Source organism: Limnothrix sp. HT2024 (genome assembly GCF_059138625.1).
This window is the reverse complement of sequence record NZ_CM181121.1, coordinates 1213663-1234180: the sequence shown is the minus strand read 5'-3', so window position 1 is coordinate 1234180 and position 20518 is coordinate 1213663. Positions and strand designations below refer to the sequence as shown.

The window sequence follows — 20518 nt, the reverse complement described above, 5'->3', positions numbered from 1 at the left end:
TTCAGACCGCCTAGCGAGCCGCCACCACAAAATCATCCGTGAGGGTCAGGTTCAGATTCGTTTCCGGTTGCACCACCAGCACATCAATGCTGTTGCGACCCAAGAACCGTTCGATCAGGCTCAAGAGCGCACCGCCACCCGCACCGATCAGCAACTCTTCCGTGGCGATCGCCCGATCGCCCGTCACCGCCGAGATGGCCGCCGCCGCCGCCGTCCCGATCGCCGTGTTCTTCAGCAACCGGCCCAGGTCAGCCCCCTTGCGTACCGTTTCCGTTGTTGTAATCACACTGGACGTAGCCTTCAGGGATCGCGTTGAACCATCGGGCATCACAATTTCCTGCGCCACAAACTGCGTTGCCTTGTCGCCGGCCGGCCGCAGATTGCCCTTCACTTGGCTGCCCGCCGGAATCAACACCTGACCCGTAGTGGTGGTGATGTTATTGCGCACATTAAAAGTCACCGGCAGGGTTTCATCCGGCATCAGCAGAATTTTTTCCTTCATGTAGCTCACAGGAAGGGATGTGCCCGCCGCAATCCGATAGTTGGTGGCCACGGTTTGGGCATTGGCAATATAAGGCGAACTCAGAGCCGCCACTCGCCCTTCACTGGTCAAGGCTTGGTAGAGAAAAGCCGCCACTTCCGCTCGGGTGGCATTGCGCCCAGGGTTCAAATAGCTGACGTTGGGATAGTTCACCACCATCCGTTTTTCAGTGGCGGCCGCGATCGGGCTGCGGGCAAAGTTGGAAATGGCCCCACTATCCGCAAAATTGCCTAAAACCTGTTCCGTGGGAGCCGCTGCTTGATAGTTCAAACCATTAGCCAGCGCAACCAAAACTTGTTCGCGCGGAATGTTTTGTTCCGGCAAGAAAATGCCATCGGGATAACCGGAAACAAAGCCCATCTCATAGGCGCGGCGAATGGCATCATAGGCCCAATGGCTGCTGGGCACATCCACAAAATTGATCGCGCTACGGATGCTGCCCCGTTGATAAACCTTGCGCAACATGGCTGAAAATTCTGCCCGAGTGACCGGTGCATCGGGGCGGAAAGTGCCATCGGGAAAACCCGCCAAAATGTTTTGAGAAACCAGCGCGCGGATGTAATCACTGGCCCAATGATTGGCAGGTACATCGGGGAATGAAATACTTTGAGCCACGGCCGGAGCAGGGGCAGCCAAAGGAGCAACCAGCATCGGGGTGATGGTGGTGACGTTCATCCCGAAGGTCATCAACAGAGCGGCGGCGGCTTTCCAGCGATTGCGATTCAGCATGGTTTTAGATCCTGAGGAGCGAGGAGGGAACCCGATCGGGAGTCCCCTGAGAAAATTCTGGGAGAAGCCTTCTGTTGGCTTCTTTGACTACTTCTGAAAAGGGGGTTGAAATCCGGAGATCGGAGTGGTGGACAGTTGAAGAACTGGCAATTTTTAACTGGGCCAAGCTTTTCAAAATCACCAAATTCCATCTCAATTCGGAGTTTTCCTTTTTTTCCTTTTCAGTTACTTCATCAGACAATTGCGGTTCCTAATTGGTTTCCTGGTATGGGCCAGTTACCAATCTGTCAGGTTTGCAACTACTTGAAGCTACGAGTCAGGGTGTTGAATTTCCTGGTTTTGGAAGCTTGTGACAATTAAGAATTTGGATGTAAACCACTGAAAATTGAAGGGTTGATGAATAAAGAATCAGGCGATTCTTGAATCAGAAACCGAAAGTGCAAAATCGAAAATAACCAATCCAACGGCTTGAATAGTGGTTAAGGAAGGGGCTGAATGACCCACCCAATCTTTGGGCCGTTTATCCCGATATGAACTAAGGGGATCTCTGAAAAGCCAGAACTGTTACCTTGTGGATCTCGTCAACGGCAGAGACAAGGGGCTTAAGGGCAGAGACAAGGGGCTACCTTGTGGATCTCGTCAACGGCAGAGACAAGGGGCTTAAGGGCAGAGACAAGGGGCTTAAGCCCCTTGCCCCCCACGACAAATTGAGGCCCTAGCCCAGATCACAGAACGGTTGCCCGTGGGAGGCGATCGGGATTGGCCAACGGTTGCCCCACCGGGGAAGCAAAACCGCTAAAGTAGGAGCAACCTGCCATGTGGGAGCGGCTGCGCGATGCCTGCTTTTTTGCCTCAAAATGCCGATCTTGTCCTGCGAGGGGCCCAATATCGCGATTTGGATGCGATCGCCCAGCTTGCGGCGGACTCAGCGGACTTTGACGGGCTAGGAAGCCCCCTGGAAACGGCGGGGGTGGATTGGTCGCGGCTGCGCACTTGGTATGGCTTATCGGCACTGGTGGAGATGATGGCTCCCAGCCAACGGCGGTTGCGGGCCAGCGTGGCCGAGCGCGATCGGCGAGTTTGCGGGGCGATCGCGGTGATGCCCGTGAATCGATCGCGCAGCACTTGGCGTGTGAAGCAGGTGGCCGTGATGCCGGAATGTCGCAGCCAGGGCATTGGTTCCGAGCTGTTGCGCTACTGCTTTGAAACCATTTGGGAAGCACGTACCTGGATGCTGGAGGTGAATGTGCATGGCAAAGATGCCCTGGCACTCTATCGCCAAAACGGATTCCAGCCGATCGCCCAGTTAACCTATTGGTCTATTCCGCCGGCTGCCCTCATGGCCCTGGCAGAGCGGGAACCAGACTTGCCCAACCTGATGCCGGTGGGCAATGCCGATGCGCCCTTGCTTTACCAACTCGACACGGCGGCCATGCCCCCCCATGTGCGCCAGGCCTTTGATTTGCGCGTCGATGACTTCAAGGCGGATTGGTTGGCGGCCCTGGCGGACACCCGGCAGCGGATAGATGGGCTGGAAACCACGATGGGTTATGTGTTTGAACCCCAACGGAAAGCCGCGATCGGCTATTTCCAAGTGCGATCGCACCGATATGCAGCGCTGCCCCATCGGGCGGAGTTAACCGTGCATCCGGCCTATACCTGGCTCTATCCCGAGTTGATGGCTCAAATGGCGCGGATTACCCGATCGCTCAATGCCGATTTGCCCCTGTTGCTGGCTTCTGCGGACTACCAACCGGAACGGGAAGCCTATCTGGAAAGCATTGGGGCCGAGCGGTTTGAGCATTCTTTGCTGCTGTCGCGATCGGTTTGGCACAAGCTGCGGGAGACTCGATCGATCTCCTTGGATGCCCTGCAAGAGATGCTGAATGGCTGGCAACCGGCCAAACCGATGACCGGTGGCGGTCGGGTCTATTGGTCGAGTGCTTGGGATGGGCCCACCTTTGACCCGCCGGAAGACCCCCCGGAGAATCCCGAAGTGCCGGAGCCGCCCGCCCAATCCTGAGCTAGTGCCTTAGAGCATGTCTGAGCAGTGACTTAGGGTACTGGCAAAGCACGAAGAGTCGTTGGGGCAAGGGGCTTAAGCCCCTTGTCTCTGCCGTTGATGAGATCCACAAAGTAACAGTGCTGGCTTTTTAGAGATCCGCTTAGCCCATGTCGGGATAGGCGGCCCACAGATCGGTGGTTTCGCGCAGACTGCGAAATTCCCCATAGCCCACCACCAAATGATCCAACAGCGGCAGCTCCAGAAAATGGGCCCCCGCCAAAAGCTGCTGCGTGAGGGTCAAATCCTCAGGGCTGGGGGTTAGGTCGCCCGAGGGGTGATTGTGGGCCACAATGCAGGCGGCAGCGCCCTGGCGAATCAGCTCCCGAAAAATATCGCGAGGATGGGCTAGGGTTTGGGTTTCCGTCCCGATCGTCAGGACTTGGGTGGCTAGGAGTCGATTTTTGGGATCTAACAACAACAGGGCGAACCGTTCCTGCGGTTGCCACATCAAGTCTTGACTGAGGGCAGTGGCGGCGGCGGCTGGGGTATCGATTACGGCGCGATCGAGCGGTCGGGTTTGCAAAATCCGCTTGCCCAACTCGACCGCTGCCAAAATCGCCGTAGCCTTGGCATCGCCCACCCCGTGAATTTGGGTCAATTCCGCCAAGGACGCATCGCGCAAGACGGCCAGCGGATCCTGGCGATCGCCCCCCAAGGTTTGCAAAATCAGTTGCCCCAACCCCACGGCCGAGAGTTTGCCCGGCCCTTGACCCGTGCCCAGCAAAATAGCCAACAGTTCCGCATTCGAGAGGCTGCGGGGGCCAAAGGCGGCCAACCGCTCCCGGGGGCGCTCTGTGGCCGGTAGATCCTGAATCCGAGGGTTGTAGGTCATAGGGCTGACATTTTGACCGCCCTTTATGATACTGAAAACCGCTGCCACAAAAGCAGGATAAACCTCTGATATCTCCGGTATTTCCGAGATTTTTGCAAGCCGAGACAGGATATACAACGGCCCGGCGGGATTGGCTTTGGGGCGATCGCCTCGGATTGACCCCGATCGATTCAGATCGTTGCCAATCGGCTCAAGACGATCGGGGGCGATCGATCAGCAAATTGCTGTAGGGGCCCGGTCGCAGCCGCACGGCCAAGGCTTGACCCAAATCACCCAAACAGCCCAACCACCGATCATCCAAGGGAGCAGCGGCCATGGATCCCTGCCACCAAAAAAAGAGCCGTTCCTGCGCCAAATCTAGATCCAACGTGAGTTGAAGCGATCGACTCAAGCGGGTGAGTCGATCGATCGCATCCACGGCCACCCGTAGCCCGCCTAGGGACTGCTCTGGATCGGCGGCAGAATGCCCGCTCAGTTCCGTTTCTACCAGACCAATCGCCCGTTCCAGCAACCGCTCGATCGCCCTCGTGACCCAAGGGGCAATTTCCAATCCATCCAATTGACAGTGCAGACGTTGGGCTTCGGCGGCCACCGCTTCCAACTCCGTCAGCGTTCCCGGCCCGGCCTCGATCGCCGCTAAGGGCCAAGTGTCTAACTCGCCGGCTAACCGTTGCACCAAGGTCAACACCCGCTGACCCAAGGCCAACTCCGCCGCCACCTGTAATTCGCGGGGAACCGGCAACGCATCTCGATAAAACCGGGTCATGATCCCGCAGTTGTCGCGATAGGCGCGATCGTACAGCGTATCCAGCCGCGTTGTGGTTTCTTGAACCAGCAACCGCATCAGCCGATCGCGATCCTCCGCACAGAGATCCGCCAAGGCAAATCCCCGGGACTGGCCGCCCATGGTGGCACTCAAGGCCAACACCACCTGGGCCGCACTGGCGGACTCCAGCGCCGCAAACAGCCGCTCCTTCAGCTTGCTGTAGGCTAATCGGCCTTGGAACGGCTGCACACAACAGTGAAAATCCCAACCGCCCAAGTGCAAGGCTCCAAAGACAAAATGGGCAGACTCGCCCGCAATATCCGAAGTCACCACCAACTCGCCCACGGCCAGAGCCAGGGATCCCAGCCGTTGCAATTGGTAATCCTGCTGCTCGATCGTGTAGCAATAGGCGCGGCTTTGGCGCGGTTGGTTGGGAATCAAAGAGCCGATCGCGTGGGCCGCCACCACCTGCTCAAAACTGACATGATCATCCAAAACCAACTGTCGATAAACCTCCGCCCCGTCGCCAAATTCCGGCACGTTGCTGGGAGCCGCCGCCAGTTGGGCCACAAAGTCCGGCTCCAAATTCACGCCGGCCACTTCGGCCGCCAACTCGATCGCCCGGCTGGCATAGCGCAAAATCTGCACCCCTTCCGGGCGGGAAATTTCCTCAAAAAACCAGCCGCAACTGGTGAACATCAACAGGGCGTGGCGCTGCATTTCCAACAACCGCAGGGCATCGATTCGCTCCTGGGCTGACAGGGGGCGGGCCCGATGACGTTCCAAAAACGCTGTAATCCGATCGGGCGATCGATCCAAAACCAACTCGATATATTCATCGCGGGCCTGCCAAGGATCCCGCAACAGCGGAGTGGCATAGCGTTCAAACACCGTCACCAGTCGATCGCGCAAATAATTCAAACTGTCCCGCAACGGTCGCCGCCAGCGCTGATGCCAACCGCCGCCGCCGCCACAACCGCAATCGTCCTGCCAGCGATCGACCCCGTGGGAACAGCTCCAGGCCGTCACCGGCTTCATTTCCACCTCCCACTCCGGCGGATGCAGGCTCAGGTAATGGGCAAAATTGGTGGTACACCAGCCCCGTCCCGGAAACTCCATGGTGAGGGCATAGGCCAAGCATTTTTCCTTATCGCGCTTGTGGTGACCGAAGGTTTCCCCATCGGTGGCCACGGAAATCACCTGGCTGGGGCGATCGGCCCGCACCGCCGATCCCAACCGATCGGCAAAGGAAGCGGCACTGGTCAGCACATCGCCAAAACCCATGTCGCCGGAAATCGGCCCATCGTAGAAAAACAGATCAATGTAGCGATCGCGGGCCAAGGTGGCCACCGGATCCGAAGGCGCTTCTGGGGCGATCGGCTCCGGTTTCCCGCCCTTGGGCACAAAGCACCGATAGGATCGCGTGGGGTCAATTTGCCCCGATCCCACATCCACCCAATCCGGCTCCGGATCGGCTTCCGTGGGTAGCGGCCGGCAGCGCTGGGCCTGGGATGGGGCAAAAATCACAAACTTAATGCCCTCGTCGATCAGCACATCGAGGGTGGCGTAATCCACGGCTGTTTCCGCCAGCCAAATGCCTTCGGGTGAGCGACCAAAGCGCGATCGAAAATCCGCCACGCCCCATCGCACCTGGGTTTGCTTATCCCGCCGATTGGCCAGGGGCATGATGATGTGGTTATAAACCTGAGCGATCGCGTTGCCATGGCCCCCCAACCGCTTCACACTCAGGCGATCGCCCTCCAAAATTCGAGCATAGGTGGCCGGATCAAACCGCTCCAACCAACTCAGCAGCGTGGGCCCCGCATTGAAGCTCATCCACTCAAAATTGTTCACCAGCCCCACGATCGCTCCCGAATCATTAAAAATTCGGGCGAAGGCATTGGGTCGATAGCATTCCCGATAAACCCGCTCATTCCAGTCGTGGCAAGGGGCCGCGCTGGGCTGCCGCACGATTGCCTCCAGATAGGGATTTTCGCGCGGGGGTTGATAGAAATGCCCATGCACCACCACATAAACCCCAGAAGCGGGGCGATCGGGCATGGGCGAAACGGGAACTGCGACGGTACCTTCGTTCGATCGTTTTGCCATCCCCAAGCTCCTCAGCGCCAATTTCCGGTTGATTAACCCTCTAGCGGTTTAACACAAGCGCCGATCTTCCGCAAAATCTCGCTCGATCGTCCCCATTTTTGTGGCGGTTGTAAGATGGCTGTCTGGTCGCTTCATTGACCCGCTCCTAGCCATGCCCTACGAACCGCTGCACCACAAATATCGCCCTCAACGGTTTGCCGACTTGGTGGGCCAACAGGCGATCGCCCAAACGCTGACCAACGCGCTTCAGCAAAATCGAATTGCACCGGCTTACCTGTTTGCGGGGCCTCGGGGAACGGGCAAAACCTCCAGCGCCCGAATTTTGGCCAAGTCGTTGAACTGCCTGAGCAGCGAGGGCCCCACGGCGGAACCCTGCGGCCATTGCCAAACTTGCGTGGAAATTACGCAGGGGCGGGCGCTGGATGTGGTGGAAATTGACGCAGCCAGCAACACGGGTGTTGACAATATTCGAGAGCTGATTGAACGGGCCCAATTTGCCCCGGTGCAATGTCGCTACAAGGTTTATGTCTTAGACGAGGTGCATATGCTGTCGGGGGCGGCGTTCAATGCGCTGCTGAAAACCCTGGAGGAACCGCCGGCCCATGTGGTGTTTGTGTTGGCCACGACGGATCCGCAGCGGGTTTTGCCGACGATTATTTCTCGCTGTCAGCGGTTTGACTTCCGGCGGATTCCCCTGGTGGACATGGTGAGCCATTTGGGGACGATCGCCCAACAGGAGTCGATCGAGATTGTGCCGGAAGCGTTGACCCTGGTGGCCCAAATTGCGCAGGGGGGCTTGCGCGATGCGGAAAGCCTGCTGGATCAACTGAGCCTGGTTCCCACGGGGGTGACGGTGGAGGCCGTTTGGGATCTGGTGGGGGCTGTGCCGGAGCGGGATTTGCTGGCGTTGGTGTCCAGTTTGGCGGCGGGTGATGCGGAAGGGGCGGTGGACTGTTTGCGGCGGCTGATGGATCGGGGGCGAGAACCAACGATCGTGCTGCAAAATTTGGCGAGTTTCTATCGAGATCTGCTGATTGCGAAGACTGCGCCCGATCGGGGTGATTTGGTGGCCCTGACGGAACCAACTTGGCAGCAACTCTGTGAATTTGCCCGCAGTCAGGAACTGAGCTGGATCTTGCATGGGCAGCAGTACCTCAAAACTGGCGAATCGCTGCTGAAAAACTCCACCCAGCCTCGGTTGTGGTTGGAGGTGACTTTGATGGGGCTGTTGCCGGGGGCGGTGGCTCCGGTGGGGGCTGTTGGGTCGGTGGCTCCGATGCCGCCTCGCCCGATCGCCCCGATCGCACTTCCGGCTCCTGTGCCGGCCCCGATCGCGCCTGTTTCGGTTCCTGTGCCGAGCGATCCGCTCTCGGCTCTGTTGGCCCAGTTGGCGCTAGATCCGGGGGCGATCGCCCAATTTACCCAGGGCGTGACCCAATGGGCCCAAACGAATCCTGCTGCGCTGATGCAGTTGATCGGTCTGTTGCAATCCCTGGGAGGCGTGGCTCCAGCCCCGATCGCCACAAGCACCCCCACCGCCACAACGGCCCCGGCGGCGATCGCTCCGGTGGCTGCTGTTGCTCCACCGGCCCCCGCGCCAACTCCGGTTCCGGAGCCGGCCCCGGTCAACGCTGGCCCCGATGAAACCTTTGCACCGGAACCCAGCCCGATCGCGCCGGTTCCCGCTTCTGCGGAGCTGGATCAACTGTGGCAAGCGATCTTGGTGCATGTGCAACCCCCGGCCACCAAGATGATGTTGTCGCAGATGGGGCAACTGTTGTCCTTTGACGGTCAAAACGCCGTGGTGGGGATTCCGCCCAGTTGGGTCGCCAAGTTTGAGTCCCGCACCAAGGCGATCGAAACGGCCTTTCAGCAGCACCTGCAACGCAGCGTCGCGGTTGCGATTCGGGCCAATGTGGTGATGCCCCCCCAGACCAGCGCGCCCGCGTCCTTCCCAAAAAATCCACCCAGGGGAACGCCCCCCCCGCCCCAGTCCCCGAACCCAGCCCGGAACCCGAATCCGATTCCGACTACGGCCGCGAACCCAACGGCGGGCGGGTTTGGTGGGATCGCGACTAGGGTGGCTCCACCGCCCACCGCATCCCCCGCCGTGCTGCCCCAGGCTCCTGCTGCGAATCCCCAGCCGGCCCCGGGCCGGGCCCCCGCGCCCGGCCCCGATCGCCCTGGGCGATCGCCCCAACCGCCCCCCGCCGCATCACCCCAATCCGTTTCGCCCCCTTCGCCAGCGGGGCCACCCCCGCCACCGGGGCCCGATGACTTGGTGGCCCGCAGTGCCCGCAGCTTGGCGCAATTGTTCAACGGCGAAATTGTGCAGGTAGACGATCTCGACATGTTTTGACCGGCGGCTGGGGCGATCGTTTGGTTGGCCAGTGGACGGATGGAGCCGATCTCTGCCAAGGCTGGGTCTGGTTGAACCGTTCGCTCAAACCTTGTTCTCAACTGTTTTTTCAGCCCCCCTTTGCGCCCTTGTGGGTGGCGAAGGAGAAAATTTTCAGAAAGTAGTTGCTTTTTCTAGAGCTTCCGGTTATATTTGAATTCGCGCCGCGGGGTAGAGCAGTCTGGTAGCTCGTCGGGCTCATAACCCGAAGGTCAGTGGTTCAAATCCGCTCCCCGCCACCAAATAATCTGAATATCAAGTCAGAGCGAACTGAGAAAGAGAGACCTTCCAAAAGTCTCGAAATCTGAAACCCTAAAGACCGCCCCGCCACGAATTCGTAGCGGGGCGCTTTTGGTTGTGCGCGATCGCAAAAGGTTGGCGCGATCGCAACAGTGATCGATTGATCAACGATCGATTGATCAACCATTGGCTAGCTGCGGGCTACGCCACCCGTGGCCCTTCGGCAAAAGCTTGGGCGACTTGACGATCGGTCGCATCCACCACCACTCCGATGATTGGGCCCACAGCTCCGCCCACACGAATCAACACATCCTTCACATCGGGACTGCCAAAACCCACAATCCGCGAATAGTCAAGGGAGTTATCAAAAAATAGGTCTACCTGGCGACTGATCGCAATGAAATCTCCACCGTTGAAGTCAAAATCAACAATCACATCGGCGTTCGCAATGGTTGTGGTGGCATCATCAACCGCCAGGACAAAGGTATCGCGCCCAGTGCCGCCGATCAGGGTGTCGATGCCCAGGTCACCGGCCAGAAAATCATCTCCCTCCTGGCCGTAGAGAATATCGTTGTCGCGGCCGCCACGGAGGGTGTCGCGTCCTGCGCCGCCTTCTAGCTGGTCGTTGCCCAGGTTGCCCGTCAGCAGGTCATCCCCATTGCGACCAATCACAAAATCAAAGCCCTGGCCCCCAAAGAGCACATCGCTACCCTCGTTGCCGATCAGGGTGTCGTTGTCGCTATTGCCATAGAGGGTGTCGTTGTCGCTGGAACCGTTGATGTAATCGTTGCCGGCGAGGGCCCGCACACCCAGGCGGCCTTGCTGGCCAGCTGCGAGGGAGATGGTTTCGCTGTTGTTGGTGAGATCGAGATAGTCAATATCTGTCCGAGCCATGGTGAAGGATCTTTTCTCTGTTTAGGAATGGGTGGTCTTTAGGAATGGGTTAGGAACCGTCCAGCAATGCCGAGATTACCCGAGCAGGTGGAGTTGGGGCTGGCGTTTATCGCCGCTCGCGGCTGTTCATGAGGGCTTCCCGCACGCGCTGAATTGACCAGCCTCCCCGCAGTCGTTCGAGGTAGGTGCGCATTCCTCGGCTGTCGGCCCGACGGCCCAAAATTTCTTGATAGGCGCGATCGATGGCGGATTCGGCCTCGCGACTGTTGGCTAATTCGTCCCGCACCCGTTGCAGCGACCAGTTGCGATCGCGCACCCGATCAACATAGGTGCGCAGTCCGTTGCGATCGGCTGGCCGGCCCAACACTTCGCGATAGAGCCGATCGATCCGATCTTCCAAGTCCCGTCGATCGCCCCGATAGTTGTTGCGATCGTTGTCGTAGTCATCGCGATACCGCTCTTCGTTGCGATCGTAGTAGCGATAATCATCCCGATCGCGATTTCGATTCTGGTTGCGATCGCTGTCCGATCGGCTGCCATCATCACAGCGCAACTGGCCCCCTTCCCAGCGGCAGGAACTTTGGGCCATGGCTGGTTCGATCGCAACCCCATGGGCAACGCCTAACCCTAACAAGAATGCCGCCAATGCAGTACAGGTACGGTTCATGGAACGGTTCATAGGAATCATCTCCTGATTGAATGGTTGAGCCTCCACTGTGTCTCTTGGGGAGATTTCACAATGGGTGAGGTGTTTTTTGATGGTTTGGCATCACTCTGAATTAGCCACCAACCTCCAAGTTCAGTCTCTCGACTCTGGGGGCGGAATTCAGGAATTGCAAGAATTTTTTTGGTTTGCGCTAGCAGTGTGGCGCGGGGCTTTGAATTGTTGGTGTTGGCATACAACCTTTACCTTCTTTCAATGGTCATCATTAACCATCGAAATAGATTTGAGATGTATTGACCGGATCTGCGTTGCCAGTTCTGTTGTTGTTTTTGCACCAACATCCGTGAAATAACATGGCATCTTTCATGAAATTTTTGATGAAGTTGTTCATGAGATTCTCCATGAAATCACCAGCTCAAGCATCACCCAAATCAGCCATGAAATCATTAACAAAATTAGCAATGAAATATCAAGCCTGTGTCTAACAGTAACGAGGGCAGAAGCCGAATTTGGTTGAGTTTTGGCCGCTTGTTGCATTGTCTTGCCCTCGGAACTTTTTGGGCTGTGGGGCCGTCTCGCGCCCCTTCTGAAGATTCCGGTCGTCGTCGGCTCCGAATGGAGTCCGAAGGGGGCTGAAAGGCTGATTCATGGGACGTTTCAGGGGCAGCGCGGCGATGGGAACCCTAGGTTGGGCCAAAACCACCCCGTACAATGAAGCCATTCCTTAGCGCGACGGCTCCAATGGGAGCTGCTTCGGCCGTGTTGTCACAACCAAGTCGATCGAACTGGCTGCCTTGGGTCGATGTGGCAGCGATCGCAGCGTGGGGAGCGCTGATGTTGCACTACTGGCACGGTGGCCGCTTGGCCCTGCTGATCCATCCCGCTTATCACGGCTTGGTGGTGGTCACGGGGTTTTTATTGCTGATGGCGGCGGCCAGTCTGGCGATTAATTTGGTGCAATCTGGGCGGCTGTTGCGGCGGCGATTGTCGTTGGCGGCGGATCCTGACCCAGAACAACACATCAGCCTGCTGCCCAAGGGGTGGGCAACGCTGTTATTGCTGTTGGCGGCGATCGGGGGGTTTTGGATTGCGCCGCAGCCCCTCACCAGCCACAAAGCTTTGCAACGGGGCATTGGCGACCCCACCACCGCGATCGCCCGTGCGCCCAAGGCCTTTCGCAGCAACAAGCGCCCGGAACAGCGATCGCTGATTGAGTGGGTGCGGACTTTGGAGGTTTATCCCGAACCGGAAGCCTACCGCAACCAACCGGTGAACATCAGCGGTTTTGTCACCAAGGTGGAGGGCTACCCGGCGGATGTGTTTTGGATTTCGCGGTTTACGATCACCTGCTGTGCGGCGGATGCTTACCCGATCGGGCTGCCCGTGCGCCGGCCGGCTAATATGCCGGACTATCCCCCTGATACTTGGCTAGAAATTCAGGGGCGAATGGCGGTGGATGAAATCAAGGGCGAGCGAGTGTTGAGCATTGCGCCACAAACAATGCGCCCGATTCCGGTTCCCAAAAATCCCTATGAGTTCTAGATGAGTTTTGGGCATGACTCTTGGGCATGACTCTTGGGCGTGATTCTTAGGGGCGATCGGGCGAAAGTAAAGGCGCAATCCGGTGCAATCAACTGAGGAATTTCTGATTGGGTATGTGGCGATCCGTGCAACATCGATGGCAAAACACCCCCAGGGGCAATCCCCAATGGCAACCGATCGATCGGGCCGCTTGGCTGGTGATCGCGGCTTTGGTGGTGGCGATCGCGGCTTTGTTGGTGCTGGGCGATCGATCGGCGGCCCGGGTGCGCGACTTTTCATGGGCCGATCGCACCATTGGGGCGGACGATCGCGCCTTTGTGTTGGCCTTCAATCGGCCGATGAATCGAGACAGTGTGGAGGCAAATTTAAAACTGGATCCCCCCCTGGAAGGGAAAGTTAGCTGGGCCGGAACCCGGATGGCCTTCACGCTCGATCGCCCAGCACCCTATGGCACTAGCTTTCAACTCCAGTTGGGAGCCGGGGCCCGCGACACCCGCGAAGACAGCAAACCGGCGGAATCCTTCTCGGCGGCATTTCGATCGCGCGATCGGGTTTTTGCTTACATTGGCACCGAAGGCGAAGAAGCCGGCCGCCTGATCCTGTATGAACTGACCCAGCAGCGGAAAACCATCCTGACTCCGCCGAACCTGTTGGTGAACGACTTCAAGCCCTATCCCAACCGCGATCGGATCCTGTTTTCCGCCACCGAAACCAGCACCCTGGAAAAAACCGACAGCCCCAGCCTGCTCGAACAGCAGTTTTATACGGTCACCACAGGCTTGAGCGTCAATAACCAGGCTCCCGAACCGGCCGGCGAAGTTACGCCGGTTTTGGATAACCGAGATTATCAAAATTTGAAATTTGACTTGGCTCCCGACGGTTCGGCGGCCCTGGTGCAACGGGCGGAGCGCAAGAATGCTAGTAATGTCAGTTTGTGGCTGCTGCGCGATCGGCAAACGCCCCAAAAGCTGGAAAGCCAAGGCGGCGGCGAGTTTGTGATTACGCCCGACAGCCAATCGATCGCCATCACCCAGGGGCAAGGGGTGGCCATTTTGCCCCTGCCCCAAGCTGACACGGGCAACAACGATCGCTACCGGCGGGAAATTCAACCCCTGGACTTTTTGCCCAAGTTTGGAACCGTGTTGGGATTTGCCAGCGACGGTTCAGCGGCGGCCCTGGTGAAATTCAACGGCGACTTTACCCGATCGCTCTTTGTGGTCACCCCCAGCGGCGAAACGGAACTGGCCCGAATTCAAGGATCGATTTTGCGCGCCGAATTCACCCCCGATAACCGCGTGCTCTACGCCTTGGTCACCCAACGGGTTGAGGATGAAAACTACCGCGAACAGCCCTATATCGGAGCCTTTGACCTAAAAACCAAGGCCCTGTCGCCCCTGTTGCTGTTGCCGGAGCAGCTCGATATTGCTCTGGATCTATCGCCGGATGGCGCAGCCCTGTTGTTTGACCAAATCGACACCAAGGCGAAGGCCAAGGGCGATCGCGCCCGTCAGTCCGAATCAGGGGAAGAAGAAACCACCCAGGGCGATCGGGAGTCGGGACGGAGCAACAACGCGGATCGATCGACCACTGACCCCGAAGCGGCCCGCCGACCTGAAGCCAGTGATGGCAATAAAATCGAGCACAGCCAACTGTGGTTGCTGCCCGTGGCCCAAAATCCTGACGGAACCTTTGCCAAATTGACCCCGCAAGCGTTACCACTGCCTGGGGCCCGTCCGCGCTGGCTCCCCTAACCGAAGTCCGTTGATTAATCCCCGACAGAAAACGCAAAACAGCAAACAACAAAAAAAGAATGAGCAAAAAAGATCTCGTCTTCCTCATCCTTTTGGGGTTTATTCCCGTCTCGATCGCGGCGGAATGGTTGCACTGGAGTCCGCTCGTGGTATTCATCACCGCCTGCTTGGCGATCGTGCCCCTCGCCGCCTGGATGGGCCATGCCACCGAAGAACTCGCGGGGCTGGTGGGCCCCTCCCTGGGGGGATTGCTGAACGCCACCTTTGGGAACGCCACCGAATTGATTGTGGCCCTGGTTGCGCTCAAGGAGGGCTACGTGGGCGTGGTGAAGGCCAGCTTGACCGGTTCAATCATCGGCAACCTCTTGTTGGTCATGGGGCTGTCGATGTTGTTGGGCGGCTTGCGCTTTAAGCAGCAAACCTTCCAGCCCGTGATTGCCCGCATGAATGCCTCATCCATGAACCTGGCTGTGATTGCCATGCTGCTACCCACCGCCGTGAACTTCACCTCCGTGGGCATTGCCGAAAGCGTCTTGCAAAAGCTTTCGACGGCGGTGGCAGTGGTCTTGATTTTGGTCTATGTGATGACCCTGCTGTTTTCCATGAAAACCCACAGCTACCTCTACGATGTGGCCGTGGCGGAAGGGGAAGTGCCCGATCCGGAAGCCGGCGATCAATCGGCCGGCGAAGGCGAAGCGCACCGGCCAAACCTGCCCCTGTGGGTGGGGGTGTTGTTGGCGGCCACAATTTTTGTGGCGATCGAGTCGGAATTGTTGGTGCATTCCCTGGAAACGGCCACCGAACAATTGGGCCTGACGGAACTGTTCACCGGGGTGATTTTGTTGCCGATTATTGGCAACGCAGCAGAACACGCCACCGCCGTTACCGTGGCCATGAAAAACAAAATGGACTTGTCCGTTTCGGTGGCCATGGGTTCCAGCTTGCAAATTGCCCTGTTTGTGGCTCCGGTGTTGGTGATTGCCGGTTGGTTCTTTGGGCAACCCATGGATTTGAACTTCCAACCCTTTGAGCTGGTGGCCGTGGCGGTTTCGGTCTTGATTGCCAACTCCATCAGCTCCGATGGGGAATCCAATTGGCTGGAGGGGTTGCTGTTGTTGGCAGCCTATTTGGTGTTGGGTTTGGCCTTCTTCTTCCACCCCACGATCGCCGGTTAAAACCTTGAGGGCATTGGTGTTTGGGGAACAATGAACCTGACGGACGCTTGGGAAGGGGAAACCATCACGATCGCCACGATGCATGGCAAAGAGCAGGTGATTGCGCCGATTTTGGAGCAAACCTGGGGCCTGCGCTCGATCGTGCCGTCGGAACTGGATACGGATCGGTTTGGCACCTTCACCCGGGAGGTCGATCGACCCGGCGATCAACTCGCCACGGCCCGGGCTAAGGCCCTGGCGGCCTTGGCGCTAACCGGTGGGTCGATCGCCCTGGCCAGTGAAGGTTCCTTTGGCCCCCATCCCAGCGTCCCTTTTGCGGCGGCTAACCGGGAATTGGTGCTGCTGATCGATCAAGCCCTGGGGCTGGAGTTGGTCGGCGAGGCCATTTCCCTCAACACCAACTATCGCCAAGGGCGGGTTCGCAGTTGGTCAGAAGTGGAAAAATTTGCTGAAACCATTGGTTTTCCCGATCATGGGCTGGTGGTGGGTTGGGGCGAACCCCAAAACCTCCAAGGGGTGACGAAGGGCCTGCGCGATCGCTCGGCCCTGGCGGCAGCCGTCACCGAGGCCCTGACTCGATCGCCCGATGGCTCCCTGTGGGTGGAAACGGATATGCGGGCGATGCACAACCCCACGCGAATGCAGGTGATTGCCCAAGCCACGGAAAGCCTGGTGGCCAAGGCGCGATCGACCTGTCCCGTTTGCCATTGGCCCGGGTTTTGGGTCACACAGCGGCTGCCGGGGTTGCCCTGCGGTGAATGTGGGCTGCCCACGCCGCTGATTCGTCTGCATCGCTCCATTTGCGATCGCTGCGGCCACCAACAGGACGATCCCTTTCCCCAAGGCGAAACCACTGCGGATCCCACCTATTGTCCCTTTTGTAATCCCTAGGGCCTTAAGAACCGCCTCAAAGCCCAGAAGCGAAATCAACAGCGCAATCAACCGATCGGGCACTGCGAAAACAGACCCCGGATCGGTTCGATCGCCCTGAATTGAAATTACATTTTTTTACATATTCTCATTTTTAGAGACTTTCTATCAAGTAGACGACCAAGAACAAAATCATTAACAATCAAGCGTAAACCAATTGAGATTTTGAAGTTTTCCAAGAGAAACCAGATTCATCAAGCTGATTTGACCTTAAGTATCTGAGAAAAGCTTACAAATGCTTGCAAAAAACTGCCTTTAGAGTTGAGAAGAATTGCGGAATCCTACTTTTCTCAAATGACTAAGCTTAATTACTCATTCCCTAACCTATGCTGAATCAGGTTGTGGTTTGAAACTCAGAAGAATGTTGTTCAACATTGTTTGCAACTGGGTGGACTAATCTATTCAGTTGCCTTCTTTAAAATCTCCTTCCCTGCTAGTGCCAATCTGCTCTGGACTGAACGATCTTTTGATTTCAATTTCCAGAGCAGTCCTTCAGCAAAACTGAGCAGATTCCAAAAATTTGGCTTCGGCTTCGGCTTTGGCTTCCAATCAGGAGCCGCCGAGTTTCTATAAATCCGGAATTGAAACTGAAAGAGTGATTGGTTTATGGCACTTCCCCTTCTGGATTACCCCTTGACTTCTCAAAACCAGCGAGTGGATGGTTTTGAAGTTGCAAATCAAGGCGGTTTGCGTCTCATCACCAATGAGATTGATGAGGTGATTTACGCGGCCTATCGGCAAATTTTTAATGAGCAACAGCTAACGGTCAGCAGCCGTCTTTTGGCGCTGGAGTCTCAACTGCGCTGCGGTCAAATTTCGGTGCAAGACTTCATTCGCGGCCTGGCCACCTCCGAAGTGTTTCGCACGCGCAATTACGACACCAATAATAATTATCGCTTTGTGCAGATGTGTGTGCAGCGAATTTTGGGTCGTGAGGTTTATAACGATCGGGAAAAACTGTCTTGGTCGATCGTTTTGGCCACCGAAGGTTTGAATGGGTTCATTGACTCGTTGCTCAACAGCGAGGAATATCAAACCCACTTCGGGCGGGATACGGTTCCCTATCAGCGGCGGCGGATTTTGCCTCAGCGATCGAGCGGTGCAGTGACCTTTGCGCACACGGCTCGCTATGGCGAAGATTATCGCGATCGCTTGCCGAAGCCCATGGATGTGCAGTTTGGTTTGTTCAACTGGGAAACCTTTATGCGCCAGGCCGATTGGCCCACGGCGATCGGTTTGTTGGCGGGCATGTCGCTTTTGATTGCGGCGTTGTTGCTGTTCTCTGTGACGATCGGAAGCAGCGCAGCCTAAGCCGGTTCCCTGTTCTTTTGGATGTAGATCAATTCTTCCCTTACAGATCAACTCGGCTTAATGCAGCCTAGGATTCTGTGGGCAAAGCCAGACGACCCAGACGCTGCTTCGGGAGTTTTCCGTGCTCTCCCGAGGCAGTTTTTTAGATTTTCAGATCGCAATTACTGATCAAGTTTTAGATTTTCAGATCGCAATTGCTGATCAAGACTGAATTAGAGGATGTCTACAAGGTATTTTTTAACGTAGGTCAAGCATGAATCGTCGTTGGGGCAAGGGGCTTAAGCCCCTTGTCTTTGTTGTTTGGTCAGACCCGTAAGGTAGCAATTTAGGCTTTTCAGATCCCCTCGTATTGGCAACCCAATTGATGAGGCTTTAACTCCAGTCTTCTTCATCACGACGACGACTGTTGACTTGGTAAATATTGCCTTGGGCGTGCAGTTCGCGAGTTTTTTGATAGAGCGATTCCTCATCAAAACCCCAGCGGCTGAGGGCTTTGTCTAGGTCGGCTTGAATTTGCCTGGCTCCTGGAAAATTGCGATAGCGAATTCGTAACCGGGCTAATTCACAAACATAAAAATCGGTGAGATCGCTGGTCAAAATGGCTTGCACCAAGTTATGATCGACCATTTCTTGCGGGTGTTGTTGATCCTGTTGTTTCATGTTTGATTACTTTTTTGTTTAATTACTTGTTTGATTTCAACTTGCTGTTCTCTTTGCCTTTTGTGTTACTTTTGGTTGCTATTTTTCGGCTTCATCGTTTCCCAAACGCCGGCCGTGGCGCTGGCTAAGCCTGATAGCCCTAATGTGCCCACTGTCCCGATCGTCTGGGACAAAAAGAGATGCACCAAAAAGCCAAACCCAAGAAAGGGAATGACGCTGAAGATGGAGGCATAAAAAGCGTTTTGGGATTCGCGAACAGACCGAGTTTTTTCAAATTCTTCCGTGGAAAAATAGAGCGATCGCTCAGCAAAGTCAAACCAGCGAATCAAGAGATCCATCAGCCGATCGCTCACGGCCGGCAACGCCAAATAGAGAGCGAGTGACCACAGGCCTGAACTTGCCAAAAGGGCTGCATCCACATGCAGAGACAATGGCAGCAGATCAGTAAACATAGGGCTTGGGGTCACTCATGGTGCTCGGTATTATACCCGGTTTGTAGCGTGATATACATTTCCTCGCTGTTCCCTATCGGCTAGCATCGGGTGTGTTGCGGCGAAACGGCCCAAAGGCTGTTGCTTAGCTCGCGATTAGAACAGGGCAAAAGGCATTAGGAACTGATGGATTCTCTTTCGCGACTTTCTCGATGGTTAATTCCGGCGGCGGTGGCTGGCCTCAGTTGGGGCACGGTTCAGGTTCATCCTATTCAGGCTGATTCCGGGATTCAAGGGTTTGTGTTACCCAGCGGTAACATTATCTGTGGCTCTTGGGTGGATGGTGGCCAGGGCTATTTGCGCTGTCATGTTCAGTCGGGTTTGCGGCCACTGCCCCCGCAGCCCGCCGATTGTAATTTGGATTGGGGGCATGAAATCTTGCTGAATGCCAATGGCCAGACCGAGGTGCTTTGCGTGGGAGACACGATCGCGGGCCCATATCCTCGATTGAATTACAACCAGGTTTGGGAGCGAAATGGATTTCGTTGCGAAGCCAAAACCACCGGCTTAACCTGTCGTGCTCGGAATGGTCGGGGCATGTTTTTGAGTCGAGAACGCTGGCGGAAAATCTAGGAGACATCCCTTTGGGTTCTGAGGCGATCGATGGCGGCCAAATAATCGGGCATCGGTTCTTGGCCGGTTTGGCAAGCGAGCCGATCGACTGCGATTAAATCACTGCCAAAAAAGACCCGATCGAGGGGCAGGGTTTGCCCCCGATCGGGTCGATAGTCGGGGCTGAAATATTTGACTGTGCCATCCACCACCGCCCCGTTAAACAGATGGCCAATGCAGAAATAAACATCTTGCAAAACCTGCGGCACAGAGGGGCGATGGAGCTGGCCGCGGGAGTGGGGGCTGCGTGCTTTGTAGCGATCGCGCGGAAAGAGGCCGTAGAGATTTTTGAGGGAAGCGGAAATGAGGGGAGTCTCTTTCAAATGGGTGCGTTTGAGGGCCCCGATCGAAATTCGACAGTCCACCTCCCGCAACAGGGCTGGGGCCCACATGGAACGAAAGCGCACGGGCAAGGGCGATCGGTTCTCGTATTCCGCTAAGGGCAGGCTGTCCGCATCAACCAGGGCCATGCCCTGATCTAGCAACCGATGCAGACCGCGCCGCTGGGCAATTTCCGCGAGGGAAACCGGCGAGCACACACCTTCCACAATCAGGATTTCCGCCTGGGGAGCAACCGATCGCAGGGTTTCCAAAACCGTGGCCAAGACTCGATCGCCCACGGTGACCGGCGGCCCCACGGGATAACCCAAATTGGGTTTCACCAAGATTCGCTGTGCCCCGATCGCCTCGGTGGGTGGTTGATAGCGCCAAGCCTCGCTGGCCACAACGGCAGTGGGCGGGATCGCTGGGGAAAGGGTGACGGTCATAGGGATCAAGGTAACGGAGCGATCGTTAAGGAGTTGTTGGG

The 20518-nt window shown here is 56.8% G+C and carries 16 protein-coding genes and 1 tRNA gene; 9 read left to right on the top strand and 8 right to left on the bottom strand.

Annotated features, from left to right (window positions below):
• Positions 1 to 10 precede the first annotated feature (10 nt).
• A complete protein-coding gene (locus tag AC2IAX_RS04965) occupies positions 11 to 1270 on the bottom strand; it encodes an S-layer homology domain-containing protein (protein WP_494389595.1) in 1260 nt (419 codons plus the stop codon).
• Positions 1271 to 2105: 835 nt separating this feature from the next.
• Between AC2IAX_RS04965 and AC2IAX_RS04960 the strand changes: the two genes are divergently transcribed.
• Positions 2106 to 3293 (top strand): GNAT family N-acetyltransferase, encoded by a 1188-nt coding sequence (locus AC2IAX_RS04960; protein ID WP_494389594.1) that lies wholly within the window; start codon positions 2106 to 2108, stop codon positions 3291 to 3293.
• Between the two features lie 142 nt (positions 3294 to 3435).
• Here the strand turns inward: AC2IAX_RS04960 and radC are convergent, their stop codons facing one another.
• Together radC and AC2IAX_RS04950 are read right to left on the bottom strand one after the other, a co-directional pair.
• Positions 3436 to 4167 (bottom strand): RadC family protein, encoded by a 732-nt coding sequence (gene radC, locus AC2IAX_RS04955; RefSeq protein ID WP_494389593.1) that lies wholly within the window; start codon positions 4165 to 4167, stop codon positions 3436 to 3438.
• A 190-nt stretch (positions 4168 to 4357) separates the two neighbouring features.
• Positions 4358 to 7042: a DUF3536 domain-containing protein gene (locus AC2IAX_RS04950; protein WP_494389592.1), complete on the bottom strand. Its 2685-nt coding sequence runs from the start codon at positions 7040 to 7042 to the stop codon at positions 4358 to 4360.
• 151 nt (positions 7043 to 7193) lie between these two features.
• Here AC2IAX_RS04950 and AC2IAX_RS04945 point away from each other — a divergent pair, with 151 nt between their 5' ends.
• Together AC2IAX_RS04945 and AC2IAX_RS04940 are read left to right on the top strand one after the other, a co-directional pair.
• Complete coding sequence (locus AC2IAX_RS04945) at positions 7194 to 9401, top strand: DNA polymerase III subunit gamma/tau (RefSeq protein ID WP_494390281.1); 2208 nt, start codon at positions 7194 to 7196, stop codon at positions 9399 to 9401.
• A gap of 204 nt (positions 9402 to 9605) precedes the next feature.
• Positions 9606 to 9682, top strand: a tRNA-Met gene (locus tag AC2IAX_RS04940).
• Positions 9683 to 9881: 199 nt separating this feature from the next.
• Here AC2IAX_RS04940 and AC2IAX_RS04935 read toward each other — a convergent pair.
• On the bottom strand, positions 9882 to 10574 hold the full coding sequence (locus AC2IAX_RS04935; protein ID WP_494389591.1) for a calcium-binding protein: 693 nt from the start codon (positions 10572 to 10574) through the stop codon (positions 9882 to 9884).
• Between the two features lie 106 nt (positions 10575 to 10680).
• Entirely contained in the window at positions 10681 to 11253 is a 573-nt protein-coding gene (locus AC2IAX_RS04930) for a DUF4214 domain-containing protein (RefSeq protein WP_494389590.1), read from the bottom strand.
• Between the two features lie 696 nt (positions 11254 to 11949).
• On the opposite strand from AC2IAX_RS04930, the gene AC2IAX_RS04925 reads away from it, so the two are divergent.
• The 5 genes from AC2IAX_RS04925 to AC2IAX_RS04905 all read left to right on the top strand — a co-directional run bounded on the left by AC2IAX_RS04925 (position 11950) and on the right by AC2IAX_RS04905 (position 17947).
• On the top strand, positions 11950 to 12780 hold the full coding sequence (locus AC2IAX_RS04925) for a TIGR03943 family putative permease subunit (protein WP_494389589.1): 831 nt from the start codon (positions 11950 to 11952) through the stop codon (positions 12778 to 12780).
• Between the two features lie 113 nt (positions 12781 to 12893).
• Complete coding sequence (locus AC2IAX_RS04920) at positions 12894 to 14531, top strand: Ig-like domain-containing domain (RefSeq protein WP_494389588.1); 1638 nt, start codon at positions 12894 to 12896, stop codon at positions 14529 to 14531.
• A 59-nt stretch (positions 14532 to 14590) separates the two neighbouring features.
• On the top strand, positions 14591 to 15706 hold the full coding sequence (gene cax, locus AC2IAX_RS04915; RefSeq protein ID WP_494389587.1) for a calcium/proton exchanger: 1116 nt from the start codon (positions 14591 to 14593) through the stop codon (positions 15704 to 15706).
• Positions 15707 to 15736: 30 nt separating this feature from the next.
• Positions 15737 to 16597 carry a DUF6671 family protein gene (locus AC2IAX_RS04910; protein ID WP_494389586.1) on the top strand — a complete coding sequence of 287 codons (861 nt, stop codon included), beginning with the start codon at positions 15737 to 15739 and terminating at the stop codon, positions 16595 to 16597.
• A 645-nt stretch (positions 16598 to 17242) separates the two neighbouring features.
• Positions 17243 to 17947: a phycobilisome rod-core linker polypeptide gene (locus AC2IAX_RS04905; protein WP_494389585.1), complete on the top strand. Its 705-nt coding sequence runs from the start codon at positions 17243 to 17245 to the stop codon at positions 17945 to 17947.
• Between the two features lie 372 nt (positions 17948 to 18319).
• Here AC2IAX_RS04905 and AC2IAX_RS04900 read toward each other — a convergent pair whose 3' ends face one another.
• Together AC2IAX_RS04900 and AC2IAX_RS04895 are read right to left on the bottom strand one after the other, a co-directional pair.
• A complete protein-coding gene (locus AC2IAX_RS04900; RefSeq protein WP_494389584.1) occupies positions 18320 to 18607 on the bottom strand; it encodes a DUF3288 family protein in 288 nt (95 codons plus the stop codon).
• Between the two features lie 65 nt (positions 18608 to 18672).
• Entirely contained in the window at positions 18673 to 19059 is a 387-nt protein-coding gene (locus tag AC2IAX_RS04895) for a hypothetical protein (protein WP_494389583.1), read from the bottom strand.
• Positions 19060 to 19224: 165 nt separating this feature from the next.
• Between AC2IAX_RS04895 and AC2IAX_RS04890 the strand changes: the two genes are divergently transcribed.
• Positions 19225 to 19671, top strand: a complete 447-nt coding sequence (locus tag AC2IAX_RS04890; RefSeq protein ID WP_494389582.1) for a DUF6636 domain-containing protein — start codon at positions 19225 to 19227, stop codon at positions 19669 to 19671.
• On the opposite strand, the gene AC2IAX_RS04885 is transcribed toward AC2IAX_RS04890, so the two are convergent.
• A complete protein-coding gene (locus tag AC2IAX_RS04885; protein WP_494389581.1) occupies positions 19668 to 20477 on the bottom strand; it encodes a DUF362 domain-containing protein in 810 nt (269 codons plus the stop codon). The genes AC2IAX_RS04890 and AC2IAX_RS04885 overlap by 4 nt on opposite strands.
• Between the last annotated feature and the right edge of the window lie 41 nt (positions 20478 to 20518).

Bases quoted from the DNA above. Each gene is read 5' to 3' on its own strand.
- AC2IAX_RS04965 (WP_494389595.1), bottom strand. From the start codon at position 1,270: ATGCTGAATCGCAATCGCTGGAAAGCCGCCGCCGCTCTGTTGATGACC.
- AC2IAX_RS04960 (WP_494389594.1), top strand. From the start codon at position 2,106: ATGCCTGCTTTTTTGCCTCAAAATGCCGATCTTGTCCTGCGAGGGGCC.
- radC (WP_494389593.1), bottom strand. From the start codon at position 4,167: ATGACCTACAACCCTCGGATTCAGGATCTACCGGCCACAGAGCGCCCC.
- AC2IAX_RS04950 (WP_494389592.1), bottom strand. From the start codon at position 7,042: ATGGCAAAACGATCGAACGAAGGTACCGTCGCAGTTCCCGTTTCGCCC.
- AC2IAX_RS04945 (WP_494390281.1), top strand. From the start codon at position 7,194: ATGCCCTACGAACCGCTGCACCACAAATATCGCCCTCAACGGTTTGCC.
- AC2IAX_RS04935 (WP_494389591.1), bottom strand. From the start codon at position 10,574: ATGGCTCGGACAGATATTGACTATCTCGATCTCACCAACAACAGCGAA.
- AC2IAX_RS04930 (WP_494389590.1), bottom strand. From the start codon at position 11,253: ATGAACCGTTCCATGAACCGTACCTGTACTGCATTGGCGGCATTCTTG.
- AC2IAX_RS04925 (WP_494389589.1), top strand. From the start codon at position 11,950: ATGAAGCCATTCCTTAGCGCGACGGCTCCAATGGGAGCTGCTTCGGCC.
- AC2IAX_RS04920 (WP_494389588.1), top strand. From the start codon at position 12,894: ATGTGGCGATCCGTGCAACATCGATGGCAAAACACCCCCAGGGGCAAT.
- cax (WP_494389587.1), top strand. From the start codon at position 14,591: ATGAGCAAAAAAGATCTCGTCTTCCTCATCCTTTTGGGGTTTATTCCC.
- AC2IAX_RS04910 (WP_494389586.1), top strand. From the start codon at position 15,737: ATGAACCTGACGGACGCTTGGGAAGGGGAAACCATCACGATCGCCACG.
- AC2IAX_RS04905 (WP_494389585.1), top strand. From the start codon at position 17,243: ATGGCACTTCCCCTTCTGGATTACCCCTTGACTTCTCAAAACCAGCGA.
- AC2IAX_RS04900 (WP_494389584.1), bottom strand. From the start codon at position 18,607: ATGAAACAACAGGATCAACAACACCCGCAAGAAATGGTCGATCATAAC.
- AC2IAX_RS04895 (WP_494389583.1), bottom strand. From the start codon at position 19,059: ATGTTTACTGATCTGCTGCCATTGTCTCTGCATGTGGATGCAGCCCTT.
- AC2IAX_RS04890 (WP_494389582.1), top strand. From the start codon at position 19,225: ATGGATTCTCTTTCGCGACTTTCTCGATGGTTAATTCCGGCGGCGGTG.
- AC2IAX_RS04885 (WP_494389581.1), bottom strand. From the start codon at position 20,477: ATGACCGTCACCCTTTCCCCAGCGATCCCGCCCACTGCCGTTGTGGCC.